Genomic DNA, 20206 nt, shown 5'->3' with positions numbered 1-20206 from the left:
ATCGCCAACTCGCCCGCTGGACCGAGAGAGGAATGATCAAGAGAGTCCGCACGGGCCGCTACGCGGCAATCACACAGGTGCTGAACCCCTTGCGTGACCAGCGGAAACGTTAACTACCCGGCCTTGGGGGAACTTCACTTCGGGGAGAAGGTCCGTTCTGACCTCCTCGGCAGAGCGCCATGTGGTACGGCTGTGCCCGGCCTTCGTCGACAACACGACAAGGCCGGGCACAGAACCGGGCGACTCCCCGAAGGCCGGCTACCGGTGGTGGCGAGTTCAACGTGAACGACGGCCGCATCCGCACTGTCCGCCACGCGCTGCGGAGACACCGGGATGCGGGGACTCCCAGAAGTGGGTATGCGATGACAAGGTGATCCGCCGTGCGCATGCCGCCGAACAATCCTGCGGCACTGGCATCGGATCCTCCTCCGCGGCGGCGGGGGAGGCGGCCGAGGCCGCCGAGGGGCGGAGGGCCGACAGCTTGAGGTGGTTGAAGAGCAGGTTGAGGGTGAAGGCGAGGATCACCGTCAGGGTGATCGGGCTGCCGAAGACGGTCTGCGCCCATGCGGGGAAGTGCTGGAAGAACACCTCGTTGCCGTACGGGTCGGTGGCGACCGCCGGCAGCAGGCCGACACCGAGCGAGACAGCAACGATCAGCAGGTTGTGATTGCCGTTGAACTCGACCTCCTTCAGCGTCTGCACGCCGACCGCGGTGACCATCGCGAACATCACCAGGGCCGCCCCGCCGACCACCGGCTCGGGGACAGCCGCGATCAGCGCACCGACCTTGGGCACCAGGCCCATCACCAGCAGGAAGCAGCCCGCCACCGCGACCACCCAGCGGCTGCGCACCCCCGTCATCTGCACCAGGCCGACGTTCTCCGCGTACGCGGTGTCGGGGAAGGAGTTCATGCAGCCGCCGAGCACGGCGGACAGGCCGTCGGTGGCGAGGCCGCGCGCGATGTCCGCGTCGGTCAGCTCCTTGCCGGTCATCTCGGCCACGGCGAGCATGTCCGCGGTGGACTCGGTGTAGGTCACCAGCAGCACGATGCACATCGAGACGATCGCCGCCGCGTCGAACCGGGGCGCGCCGAAGTGGAACGGCGAAGCGATGCCGAACCAGCCCGCGGAGCGGACCCCGCTCAGGTCGAACAGGTGCAGCGGGATCGAGGCCAGCGTGCCCAAGGCCAGCGCCAGCAACGGCGCGAGCTGGCCCAGGAGGCCGCGCAGCAGCCGGCTGAACAGCACGATCAGCGCGATCACGCCGAAGCCGAGGGCGATGTGCGACAGCTTCCCGTAGCCGGCGGCCGAGGTGTCGTGTCCGGCGATCATGCCCGCTCCCGGGCCGATCAGCGAGAGCCCGATGATCATGATGACCGTGCCCGCCACCAGCGGCGGGAAGAACTTGATCATCTTGGCGAACGGTTTCGCGATGAGCAGGCCGAACACGCCGGAGACGAGCATCGCGCCGTAGACCGTAGGCAGTCCGTGCCTGGCCGCGATGGTGATCATCGGGCTGACCACGGTGAAGGTGGCACCGGCCACCACCGGCAGCCGGACACCGAGGACATGGGAGACGCCCACCGCCTGAATGATCGTCGCAATACCGGCGACCAGCAGGTCCGCATTGACCAGCAGGGCAATGGTGTGCAGATCGAGCTTGAGGGCGCTGCCCACGATGAACGGGACGGCGACAGCGCCTGCGTACATGATGAAGACGTGCTGGAGACCGAGGATCGCCAACCGTGGAGCGGGCAGCACCTGATCGACGGGGTGGACCGGCGCGGAGCCGGGTGTGGCGTTTTCGGACTCGCCGTGCGAGTGCATGGGTACCTCCGATGGTGCGCGGACAGCGCCGTTCCGGACCGGGCGCGACGGTGCGGCGGTCCTGGCGGCAGGGGGATGGCGGCCAGGGTGGAGAGGGTGAAGGAAAGGCGTCCGGGGGCGTTGATCCCGCCTGGTGCGCGGGTGCCGGCATCCGGTTGTGAAAACTCTAGAGGCCCGGCCGGTGACCAGAGCCACTGTGTGATCCGCCATCCGGCCGGATCGGACAGCTGCACCCGGTTGTGGGTTCCGCCAGTACCTGGCAACCAATCCACTGGTCGTGACAATTCGTCAAAGTTCCGGAAACAGAACACTGTTCCGATGAGCGGGTGGCCCTGCCGAGCTGCCCCCCCGTCCCCACATGTCCGCGCGGAACACGATGTCCGTATCAAGGAGCTCAAAGGAGGGCCCGATGCGCCTCGCCCCACGTGAGATCGACAAGCCTTACGTCCATGTGGTGGCCGATCTCGCCCACCGTCCCCCTCGTCCTGGCCGACGGCCACGAGAGTGGCGGCGCCGGGGACTTGCGCGGCCTCACCGGGCGCAGGTGCGAGCGCCGACGGCGGCGATCCGGACATCGTGCCGTGCGTTGGGACTCATCGCGTGGTGCCGAGGTCGAGCGTCCACCATGGGCCGCCGTCGCCCGGGTGGACGCCGACCCCGATGTCGGTGAAGCCGCAGTCGAGGAGGCGGCTGCGGGCGCTCGGATCGGCTGTCCAGACCGACATCACCGTGGCGGCGTCCTGTTGGCCGCGGGCGTTGGCCTCGATCGCACCCGTCCACGGGTAGCCGGCCTCGTCGATCCGCCGTTCCGGCCCCGCCCCGTCGGGATCGACACGCCCGAAGTATCGCCGGGCCGCCATGTCGTCGGCGTGCCGTTGGGCGGCGTACTGGAGCCGGGCGTCACTGCGGAGGGGAGCACACCCGAGGTCCCTGCGCTGCGCGTTCACCATCATGACCACCTGGGGGGCCGGCCCCCGGGCCGGGTCCGGCGTGATCGACGATGGCGTGGGTGTCGCGGACGGGCGCAGCGCCAGGGAAGCGCTGGAGCGCAGGGACGGCCCGGCCGACGGGGCGGCCGGCAGCGTGACCGGCGATGTGACCGCTACGGCGGCCGACGGGATACCGGAGGGGCTCTGCGTTCCCGCGGGAACGGCGGCGGAGGGCTCCGGGGAGGCGGACCCGGCGGCGACCACGGCAGGGGGCTCGTCGGGCGGCGCGGGACGGGCCGTCGCGGTCTCCAGCGCGTCGACCGGGCCCACGAGCACGGCGGACGGTGCCTGCGCCGGGCCGCCGCAGAGGGCGGCGAGAGCACAGACACCGGTCACCGCTCCCGCCGCCGACAGCGAGACCCACACGCGCGTCGACACCGCGGCAACCGGCCGTCGCCTGCCCGAACGACGGCTGCGGCGATGTCCCTCGCCTGCCGACGAACCCGAGGACGCCCCAGTCCCAGTTGCAAGAGCACCGGGCAGCGGTACCAGCGGCAGTCCCCCGAGCACGTTCTCGGGCGGTGTCAGGGCACCGGAGCAGCGGAAGCAGGCCACGCACCGGGAGGCGTGGTCGGTGATCCGCTCACGCCAGCCGGGGTCCGGCACGCCGCTCCAGGCCTCGACCAGGGCTCTCAGCTCCCTGCAGCCGGGCACGGCCGCCAGCGCCCGCTGAGCAACCCGGGCGGAGGCGAGGCCGGCCGTCAACCGGTCCAGCAGTACCGCCGCCTGTTGGCGCGAGAGGTCCAGCGCCTCGGCCAGCTCGGCCCGGTCGATGACGCCGCAGGCCTCCAGCCACCACAGGGCCAGCACGTCCCACGCGGAGTCGCCGAGCCACCGGGTGGCCTCCGCGATCTCCCGCCGTTCGCCGGTCAGCTCCAGCCGCACGACCGTCAGGTCGACGAAGTCGACGGTGGGCCGGGCCGGCTTCTCCGGCCCATCACCGCCCGGGGCCGCGGACGTCGCCCGGACGGCCCGGCGGTGTCGGCGGACCTTGTCCACCGCGATCGTCATCAGCCGCAGGCGGAACCGAACCGAGGCGTCCGAACCACCGTGCGCCCTCCTCGCCCGGACCACCGTCGCTCGGACCACGGCCGCGCGCACCGCCTCATCCGTGCCCGGACACCCGTCCAGCGCTATCCGCTCATCTGGCTGGGGTGCACGGCCATCGGCGTCACCGCGGTCGCCCTGACGGTGCGTGTGGTGATCCGTCCCGCCACGGCCGGTGTTCCGGCAGCCCGTTCGATCCCCACCACCGTCGTCACGGTGACCCGCGCGCCGGTGGCGACGACACCCACGGCCGCCCCGATGCCGACCGTCGGCGCCGGCGCCTCCGCCACGCCGTCCGACCGGGCGACACCCGCGCCGGCACCCGCCACCCCGAAGATCTCGATGGGCAGCGTGGAACCGACCGCCGGCCGTTCCCAGCTCCCGTCGGCCGACGGCGGTCCGTCCGGCTGCTCCCGGGATGCCATGATGAGGACGTACCAGGCCGCCGGCGGTACGGCGACCGTCGCGGTGGACCCGAGCGTCGTCTGCCTGGTGTCCGCGGTGCCGGCCTCCGGCTACACGATGAAGGTGAGGCAGCCCGGCCCCGCCTCGCTCGTGGTGGACTTCTCCGACGGCACACAGACCTCCGAGATCAGCGTCACCAGCAGCTGAGTCCCCCACTGACGCACACTGCGGCCCGATGCCTCCGCGCGGTCGGCGGCATCGGGCCGCGCGGCGGCACGTTCCGACCGGCTACGGCAGGTAGTACATCGGGTTCGGCAGCTTGAAGGTCCGGTCCGCGTGACCGCCGGACAGGTCGCTCTGCTGGTCCCCGAAGTTGCCCACGATGTCGTAGCCGAGGCTCTCGATGTGGGCCCGGGTACCGGACTTGTACTCCACGACGGAGCAGTTCGCGCCGCAGCTCAGGTAGGACGGGGGTGCGCTCTTGTCCTTCATGAACAGGTGCGCCGGGTCCGCGGCGGGGAAGCCGACGGCGGCGAGGTTGGCCGCGGTGGCGACGCGCTGGGACTCGGGGCGGCCGGTGACGTAGAAGACGGTGTAACCCTGCTGCTGCGCCCGGGTCGCCAGCTGGTTCATGCCGAAGACGGCCGGCATGGTCTTGGTGGCGATGTACTGGGCGTTGCTGACGGGGTTGTAGACGAACGTCGTCTCCAGCTCGTAGTTGTACGTGGACAGCGTGGTGTCGTCCACGTCGAGGACGATGGCCTTGCGGCCGTCGCGATCGTGCTTCGCACGCTGGGCCAGGTACTTCTCGGCCTGGTTCTCGATGCCGCGCACCTGGACGGCGTAGTTGCTGTCGGGGGACGGCCAGTGCTCGCCCTTGGCGTCGACGGTGTCACCGTAGTACGCCTTGATCTTGGCCACTTCGTCGGTCATGTTGGTGATCTGACGGTCGGTCCGGGGGGCTTTGGCATCCGCCGACGCGAGTCCTCCGCCGGCCACCACCGCGCCGGCGACCACGCCGACGGCAAGGGTGGCCAGGCCTCGGGCAGGTGACGTCAAGGTACTTCCGCGCATGAGGGTTGGCTCCTTCTGCCGCGTGCCACGAGGGGCGTGACTCGCCCGTCGAGCTACGCGGCGGCTCCGTGCTGCCCCGAACCGTAGGGTCGGTGAACCTGGCAGGTCAAGGCACGTCTACGCGCATGGTCTACGCGCGATGCCGACCGGACGGCGTCTCAGCAGGTGGAATATCGACCCGATTGCCTTCTACAGACTGTTGCGACGAGTTCAGGCTGTGGCAACCTTTCGTCCACTTCGCCGGATCATCACCCGGTCGACGCGCACCATCCCCACGCGCTGTCCTTCCTGCGCGCCGCCGTGCCCGCACATCGTCGTGCCCGCACATCATCATGCCCGTGCGCTGCCGTTCACGCGCGCCCCAACCCCCCTGCCCCACAAGGAGTCAGCATGGGCCCCCGACGCCCCACCGTCGTCGCCCTCGCCGCAGCCGCGGCCCTCGGCGCAGGCCTGCTCGCGGTCCCGCAGGCCTTCGCCGCCGACGAGCACCCCGACGCCCGCCATCGCGAGAGCGGATGCGTCATGCGAGCCGGAGACCGCCGGGTAGACCACGTCATCTACCTGACGTTCGACAACGTGCACTTCACCCGCGACAACCCGAACGTGCCCTCCGACCTGGAGCAGATGCCACACCTGCTCGACTTCCTGGAGCACAACGGGACGGTCGACACCTCCCACCACACCCCGCTGATCGCGCACACCGGCAACGACATCCTCACCCAGCTCACCGGGCTCTACGGCGGCGATCACGGACAGCCGGTGTCCAACTCCTACCGGTACTACAGGCCTGACGGGACCAGCGCCTCCGCCCGGACCTTCGCCTACTGGACCGACGGCATCGCCGACCCGGCCACCCCCACCCCCAGCGACACCGCGCCGACCATGGTCACTCCGGACGGCCGGAACACCCCCGCCCCCTGGACCGCCTACACCCGGGCGGGCTGCGACTTCGGCGCGGTCTCCACGGCCAACACCGTGCTGGAGAACACCACCTCCGACGTCGCCAAGGTCTTCGGCACCGACTCCCCCGAGGCCGCCGAGGCCAAGGCCGACCCCGTCCGGGCCCAGGCCGACATCGTCGGCATCGGCGTCCACTGCGCACAGGGCTCCGCGCACTGCGCGACGCCCGCCGCCCGGCCGGACCTGCTGCCCGACGAACCCGGGGGCTACCACGGATACCAGGCCCTCTACGGCGCCCGCAGCGTCGACGCCGTGATCTCCCCCGACCACCCGGTCCGCGCGATCGGCGGAGCCCCCGTCACGGACAAGGCCGGCAACCCCGGCTTCCCCGGCTTCGACTCGATGTCCGCCGACAACACCCTCGGCTACCTCGCCACCATGCAGGAAGCCGGCGTGCCCGTCACCTACGGCTACATCTCGGACGCCCACGACCGCTACCCCGGCGGCAGCGCCTTCGGCCCCGGCGAAGCCGGATACGTCGCCCAGCTCAAGGCGTACGACCAGGCCTTCGACGGCTTCTTCCAGCGCCTGGCCAAGGACGGCATCACCCCCGCCAACAGCCTCTTCGTCGTCACCTCCGACGAAAACGACCACTTCGTGGGCGGCAAGCCCAGCCCGGCCGGCTGCGACGGCGTCACCACCTCCTGCAGCTACCAGCAGATCGGCGAGATCAACGCCAACGTCCGCGGACTGCTCGCCACCCAGCAGCACCTCACCACCCCGTTCCAGCTGAAGTCCGAGTCCGCCCCGAGCTTCTACCTCGACGGCAACCCCGCTCCCGACGCCGCCACCACCCGCGACTTCGAACGCGCCGTCTCCGAGCTGACCGCGGTCAACCCGATCACCGGCACCACCGACGCGATCAGCCACCGACTCGCCGACCGCACCGAGATGAAGATCCTCCACATGGTCACCGGCGACCCCCTGCGCACCGCCACCTTCACCGACTTCCTCGACCCGAACTACCTCGCCGTCGCCGGCGCCGCGAACTGCGCGACCCCCTGCGTGGGTCTGAACGCGGAGGAGGCGTGGAACCACGGCGACTTCGCGCCCGACATCAACACCACCTGGCTCGGCCTGGCCGGCCCGGGCGTCAAGCACCTCGGCGCGACCGGCGCCGTCTGGTCCGACCACACCGACATCCGCCCCACCATGCTCGCCCTGCTCGGCCTGCACGACGTCTACGCCCACGACGGCCGCGTCCTGACCGAGTTCCTCTCCCCCTGCGCACTCCCGAGGAGCCTGCGCGCTGCCGACCAGGCCGACAACCGGCGACTGGCCGCCGACTACAAGCAACTCAACGCGGGCGTCGGCGAGTTCGCCTCCGCCACGCTCGCCGCCGCCACCACCGCCGCAGCCTCCGACACCCCCGGTGACACCCGCTACAAGGACACCAACGCCAAGCTCGTCAGCCTCGGCGAACAGCGCGACCGCCTCGCCCGGCAGATCGGCGACCTCCTCGACACCACCGCCCCCCGCTCCGGCCGGCTCACCCCGGCAACGGCCAGAAACCTCGCCCGCCAGGCCGAAGACCTGATCCACCAGGCCGACCGGCTCGCCCGCGGCTGACCCCACCACTCGGCGGTGGGCGGGACCTCCCCGCCCACCGCCGCAGCGTGTCCACCTACCACCCCACGTCACCCGCGCCCAGGACCTACCCATGCCCCGAACACCCGCCCGCCGGGCAGCACTGGCCGCCACGGGCCTCTGCGGCCTGCCGGCAAGCAGCTGCGCCGCCACCCCGGCCCCGTCCGACTCGCCCTCCGCCCTGCGGGCCCGGCTGCCGCAGTCGATCCGCACCACCGGCGAACTACGCATCGGCGCCTACCTCAACTACGTCCCGGTCGAGTTCAAGGACCCCGGCGGCTCACCCATCGGCCTCGACCCGGACCTCGCCGCAGCCCTCGGCTCCTACCTCGGCCTGCGCGTGAGGATCCTCGACATGCCCTTCAACGACCTCATCCCGACCGTCCAGTCCGGGAAACTCGACCTGGCGATGTCGGCCGTCATCGACTCCCGCGACCGCCAACAGGGCAAGGACGCCACCGGCCACGTCACCAACCCCGGCGTGGACTTCGTCGACTACTTCCTCACCGGCACCTCGATCCTGGTCAAGGCGGGCAACCCGCTGGGCCTCACCACCCTGGACAGCCTGTGCGGCCACACCATCGCCGTGCAGACCAACTCGGTCCAGATCAAAGTCGCCAAGGCCCAGTCCACCGCCTGCACCAGGACCGGCAAACCGCTCCGGATCGACTCCACGGACACCGACGACCAGGCCGTGGCCGAGGTCTCCTCCGGAACCGCCGTCGCCGACCTCAACGACTACCCCGCCGCCTCCCACAACACCACCACGCCGAACCACAAAGGCATGTTCCAACTGGTCGGCAAATACCAGGAGTCGAGCCTCTACGGGATCGTGGTCGGCCGGGACCGGCAGGACCTTTCCGATGTGTTGTCCCGGGCTGTCGACCAGCTGATCAGCAACGGTACCTATCAGAAGATCCTCGACAAGTGGAACGTGGGCAACGGTGCCGTCGTCAGCGCCACCGTGAACGCCGGGCTCTGATCCCGGCCCCACACCGACGGCCGGGGACGGCGTGCCCGGGGCACGCCGCCATGCACCGATCCGGCCTGCCGCCCCGTGGCCCGCTCCCGGCGGGACTCAACACAGCTGCGGGAAAGCGTTATCTCCACGCTCCGTTCGGATCTCCTTCATTGCCGGCCCTCCCACCGGCATTCCCTGGACCACACGGAGCAACGACACATGCAGTTCCACGAAGACCAGCCGACCCAGCACATGCCCCCGGTGAGCGGAGACGGCCGATCCCCCGACGGCCACCGCAGGAAGAACCGTGGTCGCCGCGCCAACAGCCGGACCGCGAGACGAGTCACCATCGGCCTGTCCGTCATCGGCGCCGCCGGCCTGTCCTTCGCCGGCGTCGCCCTGGTCGCCACGACGGACCACGCGTCGACCACGGCAGGCGGCCCCGACGCCCCGATCAGCACAGCGGTCGCACCGACCGGGACCGGCCCCGCCACCCCGGTCACCATACTTCCGACCGCCACGCCGACCTCCCCCGCCGCTCCCGCGCCCCCGTCCCCTTCGGCGACCCCGTCGCCCACCAGCACCTCCTCCCCCCTCAAGCCCACGCCCAAGCCGGTGCCGACGCCCGCACGAGCCGCTCGCCCCTCGGCGGCCACCACCGCCGCACCGGCCCCGAAGCCCGCGGCCACCGCGCCGGCCCCTCTGGCCCCTCTGACCCCTCTGGCCCCCGCCGATCCTGCCTCCGGACCGGTCGGGCCCGACCCGGTACTCCCCGGCCCGCGCTCGTCCTCCCAGTCTGTCAGCGACGCCGAGGCCGAGTCCCTGCAACTGCTCAACGGCGAGCGCGCCACGGTCGGACTCCCTCCCCTGGCCCTCAAGTCCGACCTGAGCGACTACGCTCGCAACTGGGCCCACCACATGCGCGACAACGGCTTCGGCCACTCCAGCAACGCCGACTCCCAGTACCTGGTGACCGGCTCCCGGACCTGGATCGGCGAGAACATCGTGTGGTGGAGCGACGCCTCGATGACCGCCCAGGAGGCGGCGGAGAAGTTCCAGTCGATGTGGCGCCACAGCCCCGGCCACTACAAGGCCCAGACCAACCCCTCGTTCACCGAGGTCGGCGTCGGGATCTACCACGACGAGACCGGCTGGTGGGGAGTGCACAACTTCTCCGACGGCCGGTAGGACCGGACCGAAACCGTGGCCCCGGAGCCTCTATCCAGGCGCGTCACTACGCGACGGGCCCTCCAGAGACGGTAGCCACAGGGCGGGTGGAGGTGGCCACAGCCGCAGCCGGAACCACACCAAGGATCGGCGCGCCTCCTGCGAGGTGACTCGCCTTCCCGGTACGCCACACCTAGGCCACCTCTCAGCAATCGGCTGCGCCGCTGGGCGCCATCGTGCCGGACTCGCACCACTCGATTACGGACACCGTGCGCGCGATCCTGCTGCACCGGCCGGAGAGGCCCTCGTAGGCACCTCGGATCATGCGCGGGTGTGTGGGCAGGTCGTCGGCCACGGGCCCGCAGCGCTCGCGGGGAGGCCGTCGCGGACTGGATCGCGACGCCGCCCCGGTGGTGTCCTTGACCTTGCCGCGGGTCGGGCAGCTGATCGCCTTTGCTCAGGGCCTGGAGCCCCTGCTGCCGGGCGCGGGGGCGGGCGGGGAAGGTGGGGCGGAGCTGGGCATGGGGGTGTCCCTCCGCTACTGGTCCCTGGCCGGCGCGTCGGATGACGGCTGACTTGGACAATGCCCCCGGCCCCCGGAAGAACACGATCCGCCCGGGTTGTTCACCCGCCCGGCCGCCCGGCGCGCGCCGCCACCCACGCCGAGCGCTGGTCCGACCACGCGCCCGTCACTGCGGTGTTTGACCTGCAGAACTAAGGGCCAGAAAGCGGAAGTTGAGCAGAATCAAGAGAGGCAGCCCCGGTAGCGGACTTCCACCCACCGGGGCTGCCTCTCAGCAGCAGGCCGCGCCGGCGGCCACTGCACTGACCGCCCGCAGCCTCTCCGACGCCGAGATCGCCGCCAGCCTCGTCCTGGCCGAACAGAGCGCCGGAACGCAGGTCGGCCGCATCCAGACCGAAGCCGACCTCCGCGACCGCGACCGGATGGTGGTCTTCGCCTGCGAGTCCGGCCTGGTCACCCCGGGCAGCTGAACATCAGCGACCCGCGTCAGCGGCCTTCGCACAGTGCAGCCCGAGGACGCCGTCGTCGCCACCAACACCTCGGCCATCCCGGTCACCCGCCTGGGCATCACCACCGGCCGAGCCTCCCACGTCCTGGGCCTGCACTTCTTCAACCCTGTCCCGGTGATGCCGCTGGTCGAACTGGTCACCTCGCTCCACACCGACCCCGCCGTGGTCAGCCGGGTCGAGGCCTTCGCCACGAACGTCCTCGGCAAGCACGTCGTCCACTCCCGCGACCGGGCCGGCTTCGTCGTCAACGCCCTGCTGGTGCCGTACCTGCTCGCCGCGATCCGGATGGCCGAGGCCGGGCACGCCAGCCCCGAGGACATCGATGCCGGCATGGTCCACGGCTGCGCCCACCCCATGGGGCCGCTCCAACTCGCCGACCTGATCGGACTGGACACCGTCGAGGCGATCGCCCGGTCGATGTACAACGAGTACAAGGAACCGCTGTACGCCCCGCCGCCGCTGCTCTCCCGCATGGTCGAGGCCGGACTGCTCGGCCGCAAGAGCGGGCGCGGGTTCCACGTCCACCAGGCCGCCTGACCACCCCCGACACCGACCGGCCACCGTCGGCACGCCCACCGCCCCGGAGAACGCGCCACCCAGCCCGACCGGGACCGACACCAGGCGGACCGGGAGCTGCGCTCCGACCTTCGCGAGGTGGACAACGCACTCTCGCCGGCGAGGCCGTGTCGCACCCGGCCCTGCCCCGTACCGTCTTGAAGGTACCGGTGCGCTGCTGGCCGCGGCGTTCCTTGGATGAGGGGGACGGCCACTGCGAGGACGGCGGGGATTCCCGCCCGGGGAACTCCGGCGCTCTGCCTGGCGACGGGGGACGCTACGGTACGCGCATGCATTTCATCGGTGCCGGTTTCCGCACGCTCATGAACGCGCTCATCAACGGCGATCCGCTGTGGCCTGCGGTGACGCTCTTCCTGGTGTCCATCCTGATCGCGATCGTCGTCGCTGCGGTTCGCGCCTCCCGTGGGTAGCGCGGCAGACCGCCGAGTGGCCCCGATGCCCCTCAGACGTTGCGGCGGGCGGACTCGTGCTCCTGGGCGAAGCGGCGTTAGGGCGAGCATGGCTGGCGGGCTCCGTCAGGACGGTGGTGGCAGGGCCCGCACCCGCCACCGGCACACAGGACCAGACAGACGCTCGGTTACCGGCGATCACACACGCCCGAGCAACTGCCCGTTACCGACCCACGCTCCTGGCAGGCGGTAGCGGACAGTTGGGTAGAGTCAAGAGGTAGGCTCGGCGTGCGGCATTCCACTCAGCTGGCCTCCTTCGCCACGATCTACTGCACCACAACCGTGCCGTGCATAAAGGGGTGGATCGAGCAGATGTACGCGTATGTCCCGGGCGTGGTGAAGGTGTAGCTGTACGAGGCGCCCTGGTTCAGCGTCCCGGAGGCGAGCAGGCCGGAACCGATGCTGGTCACCGTGTGCGAGTCGGTGTCGTTGTTGGTCCAGGTGACAGTGGTGCCCGTGCTGACCGTGAGTGTGCTGGGCGCGAACGCGTAGTTCGCTATGGTGACTTGGTGTGCTCCGGCGGCCGGGGCCTTGGGCACGGCCGTCAGGACCGTCTGCGACACCGCGGACGCGGCGACCCCGTGCGATTGTGCGGCCACCGGGCCCCCGGCGCCGAGCGCGCCGAGTCCCGCGGCGACCGCAGCGGCCACCAGGGGCCTCGCGATCCGACGGCGCGCATTGTCGTTGCTCTTGGTATTCCTGCGTGATATCTCAGTCATGATGCCCACCCGACGTGTGTTGGCTTTACGCAGGGCCTCTTTCAGCGTATCCCCCGCGCCGCCGGGTGGGCATCTCAGCAGGTTGACTGCTCAGGACCCTTGCACCAGGACGCCCGGCCCTCGCCCCGGTACGTGTCCGACATATGAGAACCAACCACCGCCCAGGCCGGCAGACACCCTCGAACACCTCACACTCGAACGGGTGGACCTTTTCGAAAAGGCGTCCCGACCAGCACGTTTGCTGCGCTCACACAAGATCAAGAACCAGAGTCATTCCCGCGTTCCGCGTAATTCAGCGGGCTGGAGGACCGAATCTGGGCTCCGACCTGTGCGGACATGGGCGTGGCCGCCTGGAGGGCGTTTCTCTAGGCGGTGGTGGTTCGGCTGGTCAGCGGGGTGCGGGCTGGAGGTCGAGGACCTGCTTGGGGTGGGGGATGCGGAGCTTGGCGAGCAGGTCTCGCTGAGGCTTGGTCAGGCCGGTGGCCTGCTGAAACGTGCCGCTGGGGCCGGTTAACGTCCCGACATGGAGGCGCTGGAGCTCGCGGCGGGCCTCGGACCAGGTCGTCCCGGCCTGGGTCTCGACGATGCGGATGAGAAGGAGGGCGAGCCGGCACAGGACGACGTGGGCCCGGATGCGCTCTTCGAGTCGGTGATAGACGGGCCGCAGGTCGATGATCTGCTTCATGTCGCGCCAGCCCCGCTCGACTTCCAGGAGCTGCTTGTAGCCCAGGGCGATGTCCTCGGCGCTGAGATGGGGATCGCTGCAGCGCAGGAGGTACTTGCCGTCGAGGTTCTCCTCCGCCTTGATCTTGGCCTGGTCGACGCGGAGCTTGCCGGCGGGTGTCGTGCGCAAGTAGCGGTTCAGGCCGGGCTTGTCGGCGATCCTGCCGCGTAGTTCGCCGCGCCTGAAGTCGCTGAGCTTGTCGGTATTGGCAATCAAGTCGGCCAGTTGGGCGACGAGTTGCTCGCGCATGTGCTTGTCGCGGTCGGCTGATTCGGGGTTGTGGCAGATCACGAACCGGTCGGTGTCGCTGATCCGTACTTCCTTGACCCGCATGTTCTCGGCGATCTCGGTGTAGCGGCCCTGGCGGGACAGGGCGGCCTGGACCTCGGGTGATCCGGAGCGGAGCTTCTCTCCGATGATGTAGGCGTGGTCGCCCTGTCGCAGGTAGCGGCGGTTCTCGGCACTGGAGAAGCCGCGGTCAGTCACCCACACGATCTTGGAGAGGGTCCAGTCCCGCATGTCGTCCTTGACCTGCCGGATCACCTTCTGGTCGGAGGCGTTGCCGGGCCGGCACCAGCAGCGTACGGGGATGCCGTCCCGGGTGACGGCCATGCCGATGACGATCTGCGGCAGGTCGTCGCGGGAGTCCTTGGACTTACCGTAGATGCGGAACCCGGTCTTGTTCGCATCGCCGTCGCCCTGTCGGCGGCCGGCGTCGTCGCGAGCGACGTGCTCGTCGGGCTCCTCCAGCTCGAAGTAGGTGCTCGTGGTGTAGAAGAACAGCAGGTCCACCTCGAGGTTCAGCAGCGTGGCGACCTCGTCGAAGACCTGCTTTTCCAAGTCGTCCTTCACCTCGTGCAGCCAGTCCATCGCCCGGTAGCAGGAGTCGTCGTCGGTGCCCCCGAGCCCGTCGATGTGCACGTCATGCGTGATCCAGTCGGCGGCGGCGAGCTTGGACGACGGGGCCAGGGCCCGGTTGGCGGCCAGGGCGAACAGCACCCGCTCGGTGGCGGTCATGTCCCGGCGCCTGCCGCGCTTGGGCTGCCCGACCCGGCCCACGATCTGATCGATCTTCAGCCGACGCCACAGGTGGTCGAGCACGTAGGCGCCGCCGAATGAGCGCGAGGAGACGTACTCCAGGTCGGACGCGGCAGTCGCGGCCAGCGCGTCACCCGGCTCCAGCAGCTTCGACAGAGACGCGACCAGGCGCTTGACCGCGTCGCGGTCCAGGTCGTCCTCGCGGCCGAAGGTGAACAGCACCTTCGGCACCGACCGCCCCTTCACCGGGTCCCACTCTGCTCCGGCTACCCCGTCCACGAGGGCGTGCCTGGCGAGTTGCTCGGCAGGGTGCCGATCGCCGATCTGCTCGCCGGGCTGGCCGACCGGCGGGCCGAGGAGCGGCACGATGCCGGGGCCGTGCGGCATCTGGTGGGCTGGAAGACCCGCCCGCGCCAGAAGCGGGACATCGCCGGCCTGCCCGAACCGCTGCGCGCCCGTCTGCTGGCGCACGCCCGCCGCTCTGGAGACTCCGACAAGCAGGGCCGCGCGGAACGGTGGTTGGCACCCCCTCGGGCCTGAGACCCGCCGGAGCGTTCAACGGCTGGCGAAGGCGGCGCGGTCAGCAACAGGGAGGGGGACGTGGGCGGCATGGGTCGTAGTAGCCGGAGAGTCACCGAGCCCCTGCCGCACCAATCCCGAGATCAATCGAGGGAATAGTGCACGGTCGGAATAACCCCCTCCCGCCAGTAGTCCAGGCTGTGGTCCTCGACCTGGACCGGCTCGCCCTTGGGCCTCCACTCGCGCCCCGCGTTCGGCAACTGCCCGAGCATCTCCTTCTTTTTGGCGGCGACGCTGATCACCCGCTCACCCGCGGCCTGGAACTGTTTGACCTGCTCGTTGATGTAGTGGAACTGCGCGTCCCGGTCGGGGTGCTGGTCGCCCTCCAGAGTCTTGGCGTTCGACTGCAGGCTGAAGCCGTTCTCGCGCAGGAGCCGGCCGACGGTCACCGGTGAGACCTGGTGTCCTTGCCGGGTGAGTGACGATCTGGTGGTTCACCCGCGCCTTGCAGTAGGTGGCATCGAGGTAGATGTAGGGGAAGCGGGTGTGGCCGAGCGGCCGGTCGCGGAAGGCGGTGAGCTGTTCGTCCAGGTCCGCGCAGATCCTCGAGACCTCGCTCTTGGAGATGCCCGCGTCCGCGCCCAGGGCCTTGACCAGGTCGTCGACCGAGCGGGTGGACACGCCCAGCACGTAGGCCTCCATGATGACCGCGTACAGGGCCTGGTCGATGCGGCGTCGGCGCTCGAGCAGGCTGGGGAAGAAGCTGCCGGTGCGGACCTTGGGGATGGCCGGCTCCAGGTCGCCGGCCTGCGTGGTGAGGGTCTTGTCGCGGTGGCCGTTGCGCCAGGTGGTGCGGGCCTCGGTGTGCTCGCCCGGCTCCGCACCGATCCGCGCGGTGGCCTCGGCCTCGATCAGCTCCTGCAGGATCCGCTGGGCCAGGACCCTGATCAACTCGATTCCGTCCGCCGGGCGCAGTGACTCCATGAGGCGGAGTAAGTCGGACCGGGACAAGGCCATCGCGTATCTCCCTGGTGAACTAGCCGTTCCACTCAGAGAGTTGCGCGATGGCTGTCCCATGACCAGGGGTTACTCCAAGATCCCTGCTACACCACTCGACGGGACACCATCTTCCACCTCGCGATGGGCTACAAGCCGGGGCTGAACGCCCACCCGAGCCGGGGCTTCGGCGCACTGCTCCTGCGGTTCAGTCCTCTCGGTCGACGTACTGGAAGACGAAGCCGAGGACCGCTCCGGCCAGCAGGCCGAGGCCGAGGAGCGCCAGCCATCGTGCGTACACCACGCCGAGGGCAAGCACCGTGAGGCCGAGTGCGACGGCCGGCGGCCAGACACTGCGCGGCGGGAAGAATTCCAGCGGGCCGGCGGCGTCCGCGATCTCCGCCTCGTACTGGTCCTGCGGGCGCAGTCCACGCTTGCGGTACTGCACGTGGAGGAAGAGTGCGACCAGCGATGACGTCAGGAAGCCGACTGCCAGGGCGGTGGTCCCGGCCGGTTCGTGGGAGAAGATCCAATAGATCAGGCCGGTGACGCCGAAGTACAGCGCCATCCCGGCGAACAGCCTGCCTTCGAGTTTCACGGGGTCTCCTCCCCGGTCGGGCGCGGTGCGGGCCGGGCGAGGGCGTCCGGTGCCTCGAACTCGGGGTGGTGCAGGTCCATCGCGGGGGACTCGGACCGGATCCGGGGCAGCGCGAGGAAGTTGTGCCGGGGCGGCGGGCACGAGGTCACCCACTCCAAGGACCGCCCGTACCCCCAGGGGTCGTCCTCCGCCACGCGCGGGGCGTACTTCGCGGTCCACCACACGTTGTAGAGGAAGACCAGGGTCGAGGCCCCCAGCACGAACGCGCCGATCGAGGAGACTGTGTTCAGCGTCGTGAAGCCATCCGAGACGAGGTAGTCGGCGTACCGGCGGGGCATACCCTCCGCGCCCAGCCAGTGCTGCACCAGGAAGGTGGTCTGGAAGCCGACGAAGAGCAGACCGAAGTGGATCCGTCCCAGCCGCTCGTTCAGCATCCGCCCGGTGATCTTGGGCCACCAGAAGTGAAAGCCGCCGAAGGTGGCGAAGACGACCGTGCCGAACAGCACGTAGTGCATGTGCGCGACAACGAAGTAGCTGTCCGTCACGTGGAAGTCGATCGGCGGTGCGGCGAGCAGAACACCTGTCAGGCCACCCAGCAGGAAGCTCACCAGGAATCCGATCGACCAGAGCATCGGCGCCTCGAAGGAGAGCGAGCCCTGCCACATGGTGCCGATCCAGTTGAAGAACTTCACCCCGGTCGGCACCGCAATCAGGAACGACAACAGGGAGAAGAACGGCAGCAGCACCTGGCCGGTGGCGAACATGTGGTGCGCCCAGACCGTCATCGACAGCGCCGTGATCGCGATGGTGGCGCCGATCAGGCTGTAGTAGCCGAACATCGGTTTGCGGCTGAAGACCGGGATGATCTCGCTGACGATGCCGAAGAACGGCAACGCCACGATGTACACCTCCGGATGCCCGAAGAACCAGAAGAGGTGCTGCCACAGGATCGCGCCGCCGTTGGCCGCGTCGAAGACGTGCGCACCGAGCTTCCGGTCCGCCTCCAGGCAGAGCAGCGCCGCCGTCAGGACAGGGAAGGCCATCAGCACCATGATCGAGGTGAACAGCACGTTCCAGGTGAAGATCGGCATCCGGAACAGGGTCATCCCCGGCGCCCGCAGGCAGACGATGGTGGTGATGAAGTTGACCGCGCCCAGGATCGTGCCCACACCGGCCACCACCAGACCCATCGTCCACAGGTCACCGCCGGTGCTGGGCGAGAACACCGGGCCGTTGAGCGGGGCGTACGCGAACCAGCCGAACGAGGCGGCACCGCCCGGGGTGAGGAAGCCGCTCAGCACCATCAGGCCGCCGAGCAGGAAGACCCAGTAGGTGAACGCGTTCAGGCGTGGGAACGCGACATCGGGCGCGCCGATCTGCAGGGGCATGACCGCGTTGGCAAAGCCGACGAAGGTGGGGGTCGCGAAGAGCAGCAGCATGATCGTGCCGTGCATGGTGAACAGCCGGTTGTACTGCTCGTTGCTGATGAACTGCAGGCCCGGGCGCATCAGCTCCGCCCGCATCAGCATCGCGAGCGTGCCGCCCACCAGGAAGAACCCGAACGCGGTGACCAAGTAGAGGTTTCCGATGACCTTGTGGTCGGTCGATGTCAGCCAGCGCAGCAGGGTGCGGCCGTGCCGCAGGCGCGCCTGGGCGGCGGTCGGCGTGGCGGTCACGGCCGTCATGAGTCCTCCTGCTGGAGCTCGGCACCGGTCGTCGCGGTTGTCGGTGACTGTCCGTCATGCTCTTTCGGGTGCGCAGCGGGCGCGAGGACGGCGGCGATCTGTCTGCGCTGCGCGTCGGTGGCGGGCATCTCCAGCCGGTCCTCGTGGAACCACACGCTCAGAGCGACTCGCATCCGCTGCACCTGGTAAAGCAGTCGGGCGCTTCGCGGCACAGCGGTACCTTCCTCCGCCGGCCGCAGGAGTGGCTCCGGCGCCTCGCGCACCAGGAGGACGTAGCGTTGATCCGCTGTCAGGCCCCGGCGGTTCCGCTCGACGTATCCGCCCTCGACGGACTGGACGACGGCTCCCGTCTCCTCGCCTTCCAGCAGCCGCTCACGGTCATGCGCCTGCAGGGCGAGGCAGAGCCGCTTGGTGACCACGAAGCCCAGGAGCGGCAGGACGATCAAGGCGCCGCGCAGCGTCCAGACGAGCGCGTTGAGGGAGATGCCGAACGAGTAGGCGATGACGTCGTCGCCGCCGGCCACCAGCAGTACCGCGTAGAAGGCGGTGCCGGCCACGCCCAGCCCGGTGCGGGTGGGCTGGTTGCGCGGCCGGTCGCACAGGTGGTGCTCGCCCCGGCTCCGGGTGAGCCACCGTTCCGCGAACGGGTACAGGTACAGCGCTGTGAAGATCGCACCGGGCAGCAGCACCGCCGGCACCAGCGCGCCCCAGGCGATGGTGTGGCCAAGGGCCCGGGTCTCCAGGGCGGGCATCAGCCGCAGTGAGCCCTCCAGGAACCCCATGTACCAGTCCGGCTGGGAGCCGATCGAGGCCGCGTCCGGGCGGTAGGGGCCGTAGACCCAGATCGGGTTGATCTGGCCGAGTCCGCCGAGCAGGGTGAGCACGCCGAAGACCGCGAAGAGCAACCCCAGGGTGCGGGTCAGGAACTGGGGGAACATCGGCATGCCGACGACGTTGCGGTTGGTCCGTCCCCGCCCGGCCCAGTGTGTGTGTTTGAGGGAGAAGACCAGGGTGAGGTGGGCTCCGATGAGCGCCAGCAGCAGGCCGGGCACGAGCAGGATGTGCAGTTCGTAGAGCCGCGCGACGATGTCCCGGCCCGGGTACTCGCCGCCGAAGGCGAAGAGGGTGAGGTAGGTTCCCACGAGCGGGATGGAGAGCATGATGCCCTGGGTGATCCGCAGGCCGGTGCCGGAGATCAGATCGTCCGGGAGGGAGTAGCCGCAGAAGCCCTCGACCATGGCGAGCAGGAGGAGGGTCACGCCCAGTACCCAGTTCAGCTCTCGCGGTCTGCGGAAGGCGCCGGTGAAGAAGATCCTCAGCATGTGTACGGCGATCGCGGCGACGAACACCAGCGCGGCCCAGTGGTGGACCTGACGGATCAGCAGTCCGCCGCGGACGTCGAAGCTGATGTGCAGGGTGGAGGCGTACGCCTCGGTCATGCGGATCCCGCGCAGTGGCAGGTAGGAGCCCTGGTAGACGGTCTCGCCCATGCTCGGGTTGAAGAACAGCGTGAGGTAGACGCCGGTCAGCAGCAGCACGACGAAGCTGTAGAGGGCCAGCTCGCCCAGCAGGAACGACCAGTGGTCCGGGAACACCTTGCGGATCAGCCCCTTGGCGGCGTCCAGGAAGGGCACCCGCCCGTCGAGGGCGACCGCCGTGGTCTCGACCCTCGACGCCCAGCGCCCCCGCGCGGGCGCCTTCTTGGGAGCCGTCATGCGCCCATGCCCCGGAGCTGTCCCGGGTGCGTGCACTGGCGTGCCCCGCCGCGAACTCCGCGCCCACCCGGTGGCATTGAGGCGGCGCTGCAGCAGTGTTGGCCGATGGGCGGCGCCTGGCCACCCGTCGCGGCCGCC

General features: G+C 69.8%; 16 protein-coding genes and 3 pseudogenes. 9 read left to right on the top strand and 10 right to left on the bottom strand.

Going from position 1 to position 20206, the window contains the following annotated elements; all coding sequences use genetic code 11:
- Nucleotides 1-276: 276 nt before the first annotated feature.
- Nucleotides 277-1827, bottom strand: a complete 1551-nt coding sequence (locus KV557_RS37400) for a nucleobase:cation symporter-2 family protein (RefSeq protein ID WP_218206067.1) — start codon at nucleotides 1825-1827, stop codon at nucleotides 277-279.
- Nucleotides 1828-2420: 593 nt separating this feature from the next.
- Nucleotides 2421-3827: a CAP domain-containing protein gene (locus tag KV557_RS37395; protein ID WP_218206066.1), complete on the bottom strand. Its 1407-nt coding sequence runs from the start codon at nucleotides 3825-3827 to the stop codon at nucleotides 2421-2423.
- Nucleotides 3828-3866: 39 nt separating this feature from the next.
- On the opposite strand from KV557_RS37395, the gene KV557_RS37390 reads away from it, so the two are divergent.
- Nucleotides 3867-4475 (top strand): hypothetical protein, encoded by a 609-nt coding sequence (locus KV557_RS37390; RefSeq protein ID WP_218206065.1) that lies wholly within the window; start codon nucleotides 3867-3869, stop codon nucleotides 4473-4475.
- Nucleotides 4476-4556: 81 nt separating this feature from the next.
- On the opposite strand, the gene KV557_RS37385 is transcribed toward KV557_RS37390, so the two are convergent.
- Nucleotides 4557-5342, bottom strand: a complete 786-nt coding sequence (locus tag KV557_RS37385; RefSeq protein ID WP_218206064.1) for an HAD family acid phosphatase — start codon at nucleotides 5340-5342, stop codon at nucleotides 4557-4559.
- Nucleotides 5343-5732: 390 nt separating this feature from the next.
- Here KV557_RS37385 and KV557_RS37380 point away from each other — a divergent pair, with 390 nt between their 5' ends.
- The 7 genes and pseudogenes from KV557_RS37380 to KV557_RS37350 all read left to right on the top strand — a co-directional run bounded on the left by KV557_RS37380 (nucleotide 5733) and on the right by KV557_RS37350 (nucleotide 12035).
- Nucleotides 5733-7871, top strand: coding sequence for a hypothetical protein (locus KV557_RS37380; RefSeq protein WP_218206063.1), 2139 nt, complete (start codon nucleotides 5733-5735; stop codon nucleotides 7869-7871).
- A gap of 91 nt (nucleotides 7872-7962) precedes the next feature.
- A complete protein-coding gene (locus KV557_RS37375) occupies nucleotides 7963-8871 on the top strand; it encodes an ABC transporter substrate-binding protein (protein ID WP_218206062.1) in 909 nt (302 codons plus the stop codon).
- 198 nt (nucleotides 8872-9069) lie between these two features.
- Nucleotides 9070-10038: a CAP domain-containing protein gene (locus KV557_RS37370; RefSeq protein ID WP_218206061.1), complete on the top strand. Its 969-nt coding sequence runs from the start codon at nucleotides 9070-9072 to the stop codon at nucleotides 10036-10038.
- Between the two features lie 398 nt (nucleotides 10039-10436).
- Complete coding sequence (locus KV557_RS37365; protein ID WP_218206060.1) at nucleotides 10437-10592, top strand: hypothetical protein; 156 nt, start codon at nucleotides 10437-10439, stop codon at nucleotides 10590-10592.
- Between the two features lie 160 nt (nucleotides 10593-10752).
- Nucleotides 10753-11010 carry a hypothetical protein gene (locus KV557_RS37360; RefSeq protein ID WP_218206059.1) on the top strand — a complete coding sequence of 86 codons (258 nt, stop codon included), beginning with the start codon at nucleotides 10753-10755 and terminating at the stop codon, nucleotides 11008-11010.
- A gap of 27 nt (nucleotides 11011-11037) precedes the next feature.
- Nucleotides 11038-11586 (top strand): annotated as a pseudogene (locus KV557_RS37355) (3-hydroxyacyl-CoA dehydrogenase family protein); the annotation flags it as partial.
- Between the two features lie 308 nt (nucleotides 11587-11894).
- Entirely contained in the window at nucleotides 11895-12035 is a 141-nt protein-coding gene (locus tag KV557_RS37350) for a hypothetical protein (protein WP_218206057.1), read from the top strand.
- 305 nt (nucleotides 12036-12340) lie between these two features.
- Here the strand turns inward: KV557_RS37350 and KV557_RS37345 are convergent, their stop codons facing one another.
- Together KV557_RS37345 and KV557_RS37340 are read right to left on the bottom strand one after the other, a co-directional pair.
- Nucleotides 12341-12793, bottom strand: coding sequence for a cupredoxin domain-containing protein (locus KV557_RS37345; RefSeq protein ID WP_218206056.1), 453 nt, complete (start codon nucleotides 12791-12793; stop codon nucleotides 12341-12343).
- A gap of 388 nt (nucleotides 12794-13181) precedes the next feature.
- The gene (locus KV557_RS37340; RefSeq protein ID WP_218206071.1) at nucleotides 13182-14879 is read right to left on the bottom strand and encodes an IS1634 family transposase; all 1698 of its coding nucleotides are present in this window, start codon (nucleotides 14877-14879) and stop codon (nucleotides 13182-13184) included.
- Here KV557_RS37340 and KV557_RS37335 point away from each other — a divergent pair.
- A complete protein-coding gene (locus tag KV557_RS37335; protein WP_218206072.1) occupies nucleotides 14865-15095 on the top strand; it encodes a hypothetical protein in 231 nt (76 codons plus the stop codon). The genes KV557_RS37340 and KV557_RS37335 overlap by 15 nt on opposite strands.
- Before the next feature lie 176 nt (nucleotides 15096-15271).
- Here KV557_RS37335 and KV557_RS37330 read toward each other — a convergent pair.
- From KV557_RS37330 to qcrB, 5 genes and pseudogenes are all read right to left on the bottom strand, one after another.
- Nucleotides 15272-15553: pseudogene (locus tag KV557_RS37330) on the bottom strand (ISAzo13-like element transposase-related protein); the annotation flags it as partial.
- A pseudogene (locus KV557_RS37325) lies at nucleotides 15552-16091 on the bottom strand (transposase); the annotation flags it as partial. The pseudogenes KV557_RS37325 and KV557_RS37330, both read right to left, overlap by 2 nt.
- Nucleotides 16092-16278: 187 nt before the next feature.
- Nucleotides 16279-16668 carry an aa3-type cytochrome oxidase subunit IV gene (gene ctaF / locus KV557_RS37320; protein ID WP_218206055.1) on the bottom strand — a complete coding sequence of 130 codons (390 nt, stop codon included), beginning with the start codon at nucleotides 16666-16668 and terminating at the stop codon, nucleotides 16279-16281.
- Nucleotides 16665-18353 carry an aa3-type cytochrome oxidase subunit I gene (ctaD, locus tag KV557_RS37315; RefSeq protein WP_218206054.1) on the bottom strand — a complete coding sequence of 563 codons (1689 nt, stop codon included), beginning with the start codon at nucleotides 18351-18353 and terminating at the stop codon, nucleotides 16665-16667. The genes ctaF and ctaD overlap by 4 nt, the downstream gene beginning before the upstream one ends.
- On the bottom strand, nucleotides 18350-20068 hold the full coding sequence (gene qcrB, locus KV557_RS37310) for a cytochrome bc1 complex cytochrome b subunit (protein ID WP_218206053.1): 1719 nt from the start codon (nucleotides 20066-20068) through the stop codon (nucleotides 18350-18352). Before qcrB ends, ctaD begins: the two co-directional genes overlap by 4 nt.
- Nucleotides 20069-20206 lie beyond the last annotated feature (138 nt).

Source organism: Kitasatospora aureofaciens (genome assembly GCF_019192735.1).
Lineage (GTDB): Bacteria > Actinomycetota > Actinomycetes > Streptomycetales > Streptomycetaceae > Kitasatospora > Kitasatospora aureofaciens_A.
Note: the sequence above shows the minus strand (reverse complement) of the source record. Positions and strands in the feature narration are given on the sequence as shown.

What these genes read in the sequence shown, in the direction of transcription:
- KV557_RS37375 (WP_218206062.1), top strand. Translation starts at nt 7,963, where the DNA reads ATGCCCCGAACACCCGCCCGCCGGGCAGCACTGGCCGCCACGGGCCTC.
- KV557_RS37385 (WP_218206064.1), bottom strand. Translation starts at nt 5,342, where the DNA reads ATGCGCGGAAGTACCTTGACGTCACCTGCCCGAGGCCTGGCCACCCTT.
- KV557_RS37370 (WP_218206061.1), top strand. Translation starts at nt 9,070, where the DNA reads ATGCAGTTCCACGAAGACCAGCCGACCCAGCACATGCCCCCGGTGAGC.
- qcrB (WP_218206053.1), bottom strand. Translation starts at nt 20,068, where the DNA reads ATGACGGCTCCCAAGAAGGCGCCCGCGCGGGGGCGCTGGGCGTCGAGG.
- ctaD (WP_218206054.1), bottom strand. Translation starts at nt 18,353, where the DNA reads ATGACGGCCGTGACCGCCACGCCGACCGCCGCCCAGGCGCGCCTGCGG.
- KV557_RS37380 (WP_218206063.1), top strand. Translation starts at nt 5,733, where the DNA reads ATGGGCCCCCGACGCCCCACCGTCGTCGCCCTCGCCGCAGCCGCGGCC.
- KV557_RS37395 (WP_218206066.1), bottom strand. Translation starts at nt 3,827, where the DNA reads ATGACGATCGCGGTGGACAAGGTCCGCCGACACCGCCGGGCCGTCCGG.
- KV557_RS37350 (WP_218206057.1), top strand. Translation starts at nt 11,895, where the DNA reads ATGCATTTCATCGGTGCCGGTTTCCGCACGCTCATGAACGCGCTCATC.
- KV557_RS37400 (WP_218206067.1), bottom strand. Translation starts at nt 1,827, where the DNA reads ATGCACTCGCACGGCGAGTCCGAAAACGCCACACCCGGCTCCGCGCCG.
- KV557_RS37345 (WP_218206056.1), bottom strand. Translation starts at nt 12,793, where the DNA reads ATGACTGAGATATCACGCAGGAATACCAAGAGCAACGACAATGCGCGC.